The 8908-nt window shown below is 72.7% G+C and carries 7 protein-coding genes; all 7 read right to left on the bottom strand.

Annotated elements, in window-relative coordinates:
- Nucleotides 1-135: 135 nt before the first annotated feature.
- The 7 genes from ACFWR9_RS40200 to ACFWR9_RS40170 all read right to left on the bottom strand — a co-directional run bounded on the left by ACFWR9_RS40200 (nucleotide 136) and on the right by ACFWR9_RS40170 (nucleotide 8633).
- Nucleotides 136-417 (bottom strand): HU family DNA-binding protein, encoded by a 282-nt coding sequence (locus ACFWR9_RS40200; protein ID WP_003990598.1) that lies wholly within the window; start codon nucleotides 415-417, stop codon nucleotides 136-138.
- 352 nt (nucleotides 418-769) lie between these two features.
- Entirely contained in the window at nucleotides 770-2185 is a 1416-nt protein-coding gene (locus tag ACFWR9_RS40195; RefSeq protein ID WP_383851893.1) for an NAD-dependent malic enzyme, read from the bottom strand.
- Between the two features lie 402 nt (nucleotides 2186-2587).
- Nucleotides 2588-4909, bottom strand: a complete 2322-nt coding sequence (locus ACFWR9_RS40190; protein ID WP_383851890.1) for a HelD family protein — start codon at nucleotides 4907-4909, stop codon at nucleotides 2588-2590.
- A gap of 82 nt (nucleotides 4910-4991) precedes the next feature.
- A complete protein-coding gene (locus tag ACFWR9_RS40185; RefSeq protein WP_383851888.1) occupies nucleotides 4992-5774 on the bottom strand; it encodes a zf-HC2 domain-containing protein in 783 nt (260 codons plus the stop codon).
- 59 nt (nucleotides 5775-5833) lie between these two features.
- The gene (locus tag ACFWR9_RS40180; RefSeq protein ID WP_007450155.1) at nucleotides 5834-6358 is read right to left on the bottom strand and encodes a sigma-70 family RNA polymerase sigma factor; all 525 of its coding nucleotides are present in this window, start codon (nucleotides 6356-6358) and stop codon (nucleotides 5834-5836) included.
- A gap of 184 nt (nucleotides 6359-6542) precedes the next feature.
- Nucleotides 6543-7133 (bottom strand): CGNR zinc finger domain-containing protein, encoded by a 591-nt coding sequence (locus ACFWR9_RS40175; RefSeq protein WP_383851885.1) that lies wholly within the window; start codon nucleotides 7131-7133, stop codon nucleotides 6543-6545.
- A gap of 345 nt (nucleotides 7134-7478) precedes the next feature.
- Complete coding sequence (locus ACFWR9_RS40170) at nucleotides 7479-8633, bottom strand: uroporphyrinogen-III synthase (RefSeq protein ID WP_383851896.1); 1155 nt, start codon at nucleotides 8631-8633, stop codon at nucleotides 7479-7481.
- Between the last annotated feature and the right edge of the window lie 275 nt (nucleotides 8634-8908).

Raw genomic sequence — 8908 nt, 5'->3', positions numbered from 1 at the left:
ACCCGGATCCCGGATGACCGCCCCATCGGCGTTGTGCTGTGCGCCCCAAAGGGGCGCGGGGAACTGCGCGACCAGCCACATACGGCCCGCGGTCATACGACGGCCCGCAGTCACCCGGCACTCCAAGCGGAGCGCTTACTTGCCCTTGGCGGCTTCCTTGAGCTTGGAGCCCGCGGAGACCTTGACGCTGTATCCGGCCGGGATCTGGATCGGCTCGCCGGTCTGCGGGTTGCGGGCGGTGCGAGCGGCACGGTGGGTGCGCTCGAAGGTCAGGAAGCCGGGGATCGTGACCTTCTCGTCGCCCTTGGAGACGATGTCGCCGACGACGTCGGCGAACGCGGCCAGCACGGCGTCGGCGTCCTTGCGGGTCACCTCGGCGCGGTCGGCCAGCGCGGCCACCAGCTCACTGCGGTTCATGTTGTTACTCCCGTGTTCTTCTTGCCGTTGAGGCGTGCCACGCGGCGGAGCCGCATGTTGGGCACAGCGATGCCGATGCTGCCAGGGGCCTCGGACACTCCCCGGACCCGGGTCGGTCGTCAGACCCTCGCGCCCAGGGAGGCATCCTGCCTCCACCTGCGGCGGTAAAGCCAATCCGGCACCCCCAGGAGTCGTGAGAACACCCTTGGGAGTCACACGATGAGAGGGCCTGAGCCTTGCGCCACACTAGAGGGCGATGCAAGGCCCGCCGCCGCGCGACGCGCCGGTGGAGCGGCCGCTGGTGGTGATCCTCACCACCACGCCACGGACCGCCTGCCCCCAGCGGGGGAACCTACGCCACCACTCCGGCGGACTTCGCCGCCTCGCGCACGGCGCCCGCGACGGCACCGGCGACCTTGTCGTTGAAGACGCTCGGAATGATGTAGTTCGGGTTGATCTCGTCCTCGGTCACGACGTCCGCGAGGGCGTGCGCGGCGGCCAGCATCATCTCGGTGTTGACCGTGCGGGACTGGGCGTCCAGCAGACCGCGGAACACCCCCGGGAAGACCAGCACGTTGTTGATCTGGTTCGGGAAGTCCGAGCGGCCGGTGGCGACGACCGCCGCGGTCTGGCGGGCGATGGCCGGTTCGACCTCGGGGTCCGGGTTCGCGAGCGCGAAGACGATCGCGCCGTCCGCCATGGCGGCCACGTCGCCGCCGTCGAGGACGTTGGGGGCCGACACGCCGATGAAGACGTCGGCGCCGTGCACGGCCTCCTTGAGGGTGCCGGTGAGGCCCTCGGGGTTGGTGTTGTCGGCGATCCAGCGCAGCGCCGACTCGGGCGCCGCGTCGACCAGGTCGGCGCGCCCGGCGTGCACGACGCCGTGGATGTCGGCGACGACGGCGTTCTTCACACCGGCCGCGAGCAGCAGCTTGAGGATGGCCGTACCGGCCGCGCCGGCGCCGGACATGACGACCCGTACGTTCTCGATGCCCTTGCCCACCACACGCAGGGCGTTGGTCAGGGCGGCGAGGACGACGATGGCGGTGCCGTGCTGGTCGTCGTGGAAGACGGGGATGTCCAGGGCCTCGCGCAGCCGGGCCTCGATCTCGAAGCAGCGGGGCGCCGAGATGTCCTCCAGGTTGATGCCGGCGAAGCCCGGGGCGATGGCCTTCACGATCTCGACGATCGCGTCGGTGTCCTGGGTGTCCAGGCAGAGCGGCCAGGCGTCGATGCCGGCGAACCGCTTGAACAGGGCCGCCTTGCCCTCCATCACCGGCAGCGCGGCCTTCGGGCCGATGTTGCCCAGGCCCAGCACCGCCGAGCCGTCCGTCACGACCGCAACGGAATTGCGCTTGATGGTGAGGCGCCTGGCGTCCTCGGGGTTCTCGGCGATCGCCATGCAGACGCGGGCGACGCCGGGCGTGTAGATCATGGAGAGGTCGTCACGGTTGCGGATGGGGTGCTTCGACGCCATCTCGATCTTGCCGCCGAGGTGCATCAGGAAGGTACGGTCCGAGACCTTGCCCAGGCTGACGCCGTCGATGTCGCGCAGCTGCTCCACGATCTCGTCGGCGTGGGAGGTCGAGCCCGCCGCGATGGTGACGTCGATGCGGAGCTTGTCGTGGCCGGAGGCCGTGACGTCGAGGCCGGTGACGGAGCCCCCGGCGGACTCCACCGCGGTGGTGAGCTGCGAGACGGCGGTTCCGCCCGCGGGCACCTCCAGCCGGACCGTCATCGAGTAGGAGACGCTGGGCGCCGTTGCCATGGCCGACTTCCTCTGCTTTCACCGTGTAACTGGGTTGTGCCGTCCGATCGTCGCACCTACCACTGAGTACGCGGTAGCCGCCCCGGATTGCGAACTTTGTGTTCGCGAGCCACTTTCGGAAAACGACTTCCACCATACGAGAAGTTGCGCGCCGAGGAAAGAGGCCATCGCAACACGCCGAGCGGCCCGCGAAGGAACCCGCGGGACGGGAATTGCCTTGCGGGGATCGTTTGTTACCTTGGACGTGGCACCGGCTCGATCCAAGCCCCCGGGCCCAACCTTCGTCGCTACGAGCGACCACTTGCCGCGAGGCGAGCATGGCGGGTCGGTGCCACCTAAACGAAGAGACGAGAGGCCCGCGCCGTCCCACGTCCCACGGCGCGGGCCTCTCGCACGTCCGCCTCAGTCGCGGAGCAGGTCCGGCACCCCTCGGGCGTCGGGCTCGTCACGCTCGCACGAGACCACCGTGAGCTGCTGGGTGGCCCGGGTCAGGGCGACGTACAGCACCCGAAGCCCGGCGGGCGACTCGTCGGCGATCTCGGCCGGGGAGACGACGACCGTGGCGTCGTACTCGAGACCCTTCGCCTCCAGGCTGCCGAGCGCCACCACGCGGTCGCCGAGCCCGGCCAGCCGGCGCCGGGCCTCCTCGCGCCGGTTCATGGCGACCACGACGCCGACGGTGCCGTCCACGAGGTCGAGCAGCCGGGCCGCCTCCGCGCGGACGGTGTCGAACAGGGAGTCCTCCGCGACGACGAAGCGCGGCTCCACGCCGGTCGAACGCACGGCCGACGGCGAGGTGGCGCCCGGCATGGCGAGGGCGAGCACCCTGGCCGCCAGTGCGGCGATCTCCGCCGGGTTGCGGTAGTTCACGGTCAGCTCGAAGCGGCGGCGCGGGCGGCTGCCCAGGGCCTCGTCGCGGGCCTGGGCCGCCTCGTCGGGGTCGGACCAGGAGGACTGGGCCGGATCGCCCACGACGGTCCAGGTGGCGTGCCGGCCGCGGCGCCCCACCATCCGCCACTGCATCGGGGTGAGGTCCTGCGCCTCGTCGACGATGACGTGCGCGTACTCGGTGCGTTCCTGCGCCAGCCGCTCGGCGCGCTCCCACTGGGTCTCCTCGCGCTGCGGCATCAGCTCGTCCAGGCCGGTGAGCTGGTCCAGCGGGTCCGCCTCGCGCCGCTTGCGGGGGCGGGCCGGGGTGCCGACGACCGCCTGGAGTTCGTCGAGCAGGGCGACGTCGTGCACGGAGTGGCCCGCGCGGCGCAGCGAACGGGCCACCTTGCGGACCTCGCCCGGGTTCAGGACGCGCCGCGCCCAGCGGCCGAGGCGCCGCTCGTCCGCCATGGCCGCCAGCACGGCGCCCGGGGTCAGCTCCGGCCACCAGGCGTCCAGGAAGTCGGTGAAGGAGTCCTCGGAGCTGACGTCCTCGTCGAAGGAGGAACGCAGCTCGGCGGCCAGCTCCGGGTCGCTGTGCCGGGTCCCGGCGCCCGACTTCCCCCACAGGGCGTCCAGGAGCAGCCGGCGGGCGCGCGGGCGCAGCAGGTTGACGGGGGCGGTGCCGCCGAGGACCGTGCGGCGGATGCCGGCCAGTTCCTCGGCCTCCAGTTCGAGGCGGCGGTTGAAGGCGACGACCCTCAGCAGGGTCGGCGAGTCGGCCGGCTCCAGCGCGCCGCGCGCGGCCTTGCGCAGCACCCCGAGCATGCGCGAGGACCCCTTGACGCGGGCGGTGGCCGGGGAGTCGTACAGCGTGGCCTCGCCGCCCGCCGCGTCGTCGGCCAGGGAGCCGATCGCGCGGATGGCGACCTGGCCCTCCTCTCCGAGGGAGGGCAGCACGCCCTCGGTGTACGCCACCAGCAGCGGGGTCGGCGAGACGATCAGGATGCCGCCGGCGTACCGGCGCCGGTCCTGGTAGAGCAGGTACGCCGCGCGGTGCAGGGCGACGGCGGTCTTGCCGGTGCCGGGGCCGCCCTCGACGTAGGTCACGGAGGCGGCGGGGGCGCGGATCACCCGGTCCTGCTCGGCCTGGATGGAGGCCACGATGTCCCGCATCGTGTGCGTACGGGCCTGGCCGAGCGCGGCCATCAGGGCGCCGTCGCCCACCACGGCCAGTTCCTCGCCGGCGAGGCGGGCCGTGACCTCGGGCCGCATGAGGTCGTCCTCGACGCCGAGGACGCGCCGCCCCTTGGAGCGGATCACCCGGCGGCGGACGACCCGGCCCGGGTCGACCGGCGTGGACCGGTAGAAGGGGGCCGCGGCGGGCGCCCGCCAGTCGATGACCAGCGGGGCGTACTCCTCGTCCAGGACGCCGATACGGCCGATGTGCAGGGTCTCGGCGATGTCGGCGGTGTTGTCGGGCCCGAGGGCGCCCTCGGCGGGCTCGACCGCCGTGTACGCGCCGTCCGGGCCCTTCTTGCCGTCCTTGCCGAGGAGCAGGTCGATGCGGCCGAACAGGAAGTCCTCGAACTCGTTGTTCAGGCGGTTGAGGTGGATGCCGGCCCGGAAGACCTGCGCGTCGCGCTCGGCCAGCGCGCCGGGCGTGCCGACGTGGCCGCGCTGGGCGGCGTCGTGCATGAGGAACTCGGCCTCGTGGATCTTCTCCTCCAGGCGGCGGTACACCCGGTCGAGGTGTGCCTGTTCCACGCTGATCTCTCGGTCCCGTACGGAGTCCTCCCGTACGGGGTCGTGCACCGAGCCGACCGCTGAATCCTGTTGAGCCTGTGCGGCCACCGGGCCCCCTTCTGACGTGCTGGGCAGCCGTCAAAGGTACGCGAAGGGGAGCCCGGAAGCCACGGCACGCCTAAGAACCCGCCTACGCGTCCACCTCGACCAGCCGCTCGCCGTCGAAGGTCATGACCTCGAAGTGGTCGATCTGGTTGGGGTCGAGGGCGGCGCCGCCGTGCACGTAGAGCGGCTTCTTGGCCTTCTCGGTGGTGGCGTCCGGGATGCCGTAGCCCCAGTCGGGGACCGTCCAGGAGCTGAGGGTCTCCCGCTCGCCGTTCTTGCCGACGGCGATCAGGGAGCACTTCTCGGGCCCCTTGACGTTCTTCAGCTCCAGGACCGCCTCGGTGCCCCAGGCCTTTTTCTGGAGGGCCACGGTGGCGCTGACCTCGGTGGCCGGATCGGTGGCGGTGACCCGGTCGGGCATGGCGGCGAAGGCGGACTCGGCGGGGCTGCCGGTCGGCTGCGACGCCTCGGTCTTCCGTCCGCCGTCGTCGTCGCCACCGCCACCGCCCGTGGTCGCCACGGCGGCGAACGGGCCGCCGATGATCAGCGCGGCGGCGGTGCCCACCAGGTAGAAGTTGCGCCGGCGCTTACTCGCGCGGCGCTCGGCGACCTCGTCGACGAGCTTCTCGGACAGCCGCGGGCTCGGCTTGGCGGTGAGCGACTCGGCGATGGCCGGCGTACCGGCACCGGGCAGGTCCGCGAGCGCGGCCATCATCGGTTCCATCCCGGCCAGCTCGTCGAGCTGCTGGGCGCACCATTCACAGGTGGCGAGGTGTGCCTCGAAAGCGGTTGCTTCCGCGTCGTCGAGAATCCCGAGGGCATAGGCTCCGACGGTCTCGTGTTCGTTCGGTGCCGGTGATCCCTGCATGGGGACAGAATTACCCGTATCCCCCGGACCGAACCCCTGAACTCCCCCGTACCCGCTCATCACGCCGTCACCCCCCGCTCCTCCAGTGCCAGTTTCATCGAACGCAGGGCGTAGAAAACCCGGGAGCGAACGGTGCCGCTGGGTATGCCCAGTGTCTGCGCCGCCTCATTGACGGTACGCCCCTTGAAGTACGTCTCGACGAGGACCTCACGGTGAGCCGGGGTCAGGTCGTCGAGCGCGTCCGACAGCGTCATCAGCCACAGCGCCTTGTCGATCTCGTCCTCCGCGGGGATGACCTCCAGCGGCGACGGATCGACCTCCTGCGGCCGGGCCTGCCGGCTGCGGTGGCCGTCGATGACGATGCGCCGGGCGACCGTCACCAGCCAGGGGCGTACCGATCCGGTCGCACGGTTGAGCTGACCGGCGTTCTTCCAGGCACGGATGAGCGTCTCCTGGACGACGTCCTCGGCGCGCTGGCGATCCCCCGCGACCAGTCGCAGCACATAGGCCAGCAAGGGGCCGGCGTGCTCGCGGTAGAGCGCGCGCATCAGCTCCTCGTCGGGTTCCGAGGACGATTGGGACATGCGATGTCGGGCCCTCGCACCACGTTCACTGGCCACGACGGAATCCTTGCGCACGCCCACCTCCGATGTCCGGGGGTTCCCCCAGTCGGTCGCTCGCCCATTCGGTACGGACGCGAAGTGCGGCGTGTTCAAAGTGAGATGACAGATTTCCCGGGGCGGCGTGACGAACGGGGCGTGGCCGTACTTATCGGGCGAGGGCGGCGCGGCGGCGGTGCCGGGCGACCCGCTCGCGGTTCCCGCAGACCTCGCTGGAGCACCAGCGCCTGCGGTGCCCGCGGGAGGTGTCCACGTAGAGGATCGGGCAGTTGTCGCCCTCGCACTGCCTGAGGCCCGCCCGCGCGACCGGGTCGGTGAGCAGTTCCACGGTGTCCCGGGCAAGGGCGCCGAGCAGCGCCGCGCACTGCGGCGGCCCGGTCAGTTCCCGGGTCAGCGCGCCGTCCTCGCCGTGCACCGCGCGCGAGGCCGGGGGCGCGGCCAGGGCCAGGTCGTTGACGCGGGCCAGCGCGAGGTCGTAGCGGCGGGTGCGGGGTACCGGGCGGGCGCGCACCAACCGGGCGGTCTCGCGGCGCAGTTCACGGAAGCCGGTCAGCCAGGTGGCGTCGGCGTGGGCCAGCGGGGTGCCGGGCGGGACGAGTCCGGAGCCGGCGATCCAGGCGCGCAGCACGACCACGGAGCCGAGGCGCTCGACGGGATGCGTGGTGGCGATGAGGTCCAGGCAGATCCGCCCGGTGTCGAAGCGCATCGCGTACGGGTCGGTGGCCGTACTCATTGCCATGTTCCTGTCACCGCCTGGGGGTGGCCCGCCGAGGTACGGGCTGGGAAGGGGAGCAGGTGGACCGCTCCCTCTACAGTGCCTGCCCGCACTCGCGCCCGGAACCCCTCGTACCGGTGCCGCGTGGGCGCGTACGCGCGCGCCCGCGCACCCGGGCCGCGTCCGGCGCCCGCACACCCCGTCAGCCGTCACCGGTCACACGCGACCCGTCGCCACGGCCCGCCACACGTGGCACGTGGCCCCTCGCCACGGCCCGCCACGCACAGCCTTCGCAGGGCGCCCGCGCCACACGGCCCGGCGCCACGGCCCGGCGCACAACCCGTGACACGCGGCCGTCGCTGCGGCCCGTCACTCGTCCGTCGTGTACTTGGCGTCCGTGGCCGGGTCCAGGGCCAGGCGGTAGCCGCGCTTGACCACCGTCTGGATCAGCTTCGGGGTGCCGAGGGACGTGCGCAGGCGGGCCATCGCCGTCTCGACTGCGTGTTCGTCGCGGCCGGTGCCCGGCAGGGCGCGCAGGAGGTCCGCGCGGGACACCACCCAGCCGGGCCGCAGGGACAGCGCCCGCAGCAGGGACATGCCGGCCGGCGGTACGGTCCGCAGCTCCCCGTCGACGAGCACCGCGTGCCCGCGGATCTCCAGCCGGAACCCGGCGACCGGCAGGGCGCGGGCCCGGGCCGGGAGTTCCTGGCACAGCACCTGGACGAGCGGGCCGAGCCGGAAGCGTTCGGGCTGGACGGTGTCGACACCGTGCGCCTGGAGCGGCACCGCGGTGACCGGTCCGACGCAGGCCGGCAGCACGTCGTGGCCGAGCGCCGCGAGCAGCTCGGGCAGCAGACCTCGCTCCTCGGCGCGGCCCAGCAGCGAGGACGCGGCGGGCGCGCTGGTGAAGGTCACGGCGTCCACACCCCGCGACACCGCGGCGTCCAGCAGCCGGTCCACGGGGCCGAGGTCCTCCGGCGGCAGCCACCGGTACACGGGCACCCCGACGACCTCGGCGCCGCCCTCCCGCAGCGCCTCCACGAACCCCGGCAGCGGCTCGCCGTGCAGCTGTACGGCGATCCGGCGGCCGTCGACGCCCTCCTCCAGGAGCCGGTCGAGGACTTCGGCCATGGACTCGGACGACGGCGACCACCGCTCCGTCAGTCCCGCCGCCCGGACCGCGCCCTTGACCTTGGGCCCGCGCGCCAGGAGTTCGACCGCGCTCAGTCGCTCCAGGAGGGTGTCGCCGAGCCCCCAGCCGTCGGCGGCCTCGACCCAGCCCCGGAACCCGATGGCGGTGGTGGCGACGACGACGTCCGGCGCCTGGTCGATGAGCTGCTTCGTCGCGGCCATCAGCTCGCTGTCGTCGGCGAGGGGCACGATCCGCAGCGCCGGCGCGTGCTGGACGGCGGCACCGCGCCGCTGGAGCAACGCGCCCAGTTCGTCGGCCCGGCGGGCGGCGGTCACACCCACGGTGAATCCGGCCAGGGGCCCGTGGTCAGGTCGCTGCTGTTCGTCGTCCATCGCTCGCCGCGCTCCGATCCTCACGCCCATGTGCGTACTCGCGTGCCGACCGAGCCTGTCAACGGTGCGTGACAGGCTCGGTTCCGCCTCATGTCACCAGTGTTACGTCACACCTCGGCGTAGCTGAGCTGGGCCTTCGTGTCCGCCGGGCCCGCCGGGTCGGGGGGGGGGCCGCGGGGGGCGGGCGGGCGCGGGGCCGCCCCCCGCGGCGCCCCCCCCCCCGCGCGCGCGGCCGGGCGCGCGGGAGAGCGACACCGACCCCCGCCGACCGATAA

Origin of the sequence: Streptomyces sp. NPDC058534 (genome assembly GCF_042717365.1) — a bacterium.
Classification (GTDB): Bacteria; Actinomycetota; Actinomycetes; order Streptomycetales; family Streptomycetaceae; genus Streptomyces.
Note: the sequence above shows the minus strand (reverse complement) of the source record. Positions and strands in the feature narration are given on the sequence as shown.